Origin of the sequence: Bartonella sp. AA74HLJMH (assembly GCF_042197045.1) — a bacterium.
GTDB lineage: Bacteria > Pseudomonadota > Alphaproteobacteria > Rhizobiales > Rhizobiaceae > Bartonella.
The window spans coordinates 1-1,519 of the sequence record NZ_JBHIRJ010000087.1 but is presented as its reverse complement, the minus strand read 5'-3'; the positions used below and the strand labels follow the sequence as shown (position 1 = coordinate 1,519).

Sequence of the window (1,519 nt, the reverse complement as noted above, 5' to 3'; positions counted from 1 at the left end):
TTGCTTTGCATGCGCAAACAAATCTCAGCCAAACGGGGCGCATTGTCTCTAAAAAGCGGATAGAGCTTTCCAGTGATGGCATATTGACAATGGGCGAGACAAGTGAGGTTGGCGCCTATGATGTAACGCTGAAGGCAGGCACACTCACCCAAACTGGGCTTGTGGAAGCGCAAGGCGGGGTACTGACTCTCAACAGTCATGATGTTTTAAGCAATTCCGGTATTATGGTGGGCGGTGTTGTTGATGCGAAGCTTGGGTCTTTAGCCAATTCCGGTCAGCTTTTAGCCAGTGACAGTTTTACGCTTGTGGCAAAAAGTCATGATCCGTCATTGGGGCAAGTTGCTCTGGTTTTAAATGGTGAAGACGGTGTTCTCAAAAGTGGTGGTGCTTTTGTCTTAACTGCAGATGTTTTGGACAATGCCGGCAGTATTGGCTCAAGTGGTGATGGGGTTGCGCTCAATGTGAGCGCTGATCTGAGTAATAGTGGGCTGATTTATGCCAAGAAATCTGCCATTTTCTCCTTAGATGGGGATTTTATCAATAAGTTTGCCGATGTCATTGCTGAAGACAATCTCATCATCCGTGGTTTAAGTGGAGAGCGGGCTGGTCATGTGATCAACAGCTCGGGTCTTTTAGAAGCCGTGTCAGGCGATATGATCTTCGATGTCTCTGCTCTCACCAACATGCGTGAAGGCGGGGTTGAAGTTAGCGATAAAGTGATTTCTCACAGTTACGTGCGAGGAGAATGGGAAAATATCCCAAATGTTGATAAACACACAAGGATCAAGAAAAATATCGACACTACGATCATTCGTCAGCAGCCTCATTTTACCAATAATGCTGCCCAGATTTTGGTAGGGCGTCATCTCACGGTCCATGCCGGTGATATCCGCAATAGCTATAGTTTGATTGCTGCTAATGGCAACATTGAGATGCAGGGTGATACGCTGCTCAATGAGGGGCGTGATTTAATTGAAACAACCAAGATTGTAACTGAAACACGCTACAGATATAAGCAATGTAGTGCCACAAATCCAGCATGTATAGGGCAAGGTGCAGAAGAATGGGATGGTCCTACTTTTACCCAAACACTCAAACGCACTTATGATGCTGTTTATGGCACGATTGAAGCTGGTGGCACGCTTGATGCCAAGTTGACAGGCTATATTGACAATCATGCAGTGCGTGAGGGGGTTGAGCAAGTTGGCTTAAGCTCTGGTGATAAAGGTTTGGCTGGTGTTAAAAACACCGATTTTGACGGTTCTAAACCACTGATTAGTGATGATCGATTAGATGGGATTATCAATGGTTTGAAAGGGCACAAAGGGCTTTTTGCACCAAGCACAAAAACACCCGCACCAGAATCCATACAGGTGCCAACGCAAGACGGGCTTAACTCTGTCAAGACAGAGTTAGCTGGCAGCCAATCACCGGATGTGCCGTTTTTAGTCGAGACGCGTCCAGATTTTATCAACCCAAGTAAATTTTTAGGATCGGACTATTACTTAAAAAAGATTGG

Annotated in this window: 1 pseudogene; it reads left to right on the top strand. The window is 45.8% G+C overall.

Annotation, left to right across the window (positions count from 1 at the left end):
• A pseudogene (locus tag ACFINH_RS09795) lies at positions 1 to 1,519 on the top strand (filamentous hemagglutinin); the annotation flags it as partial.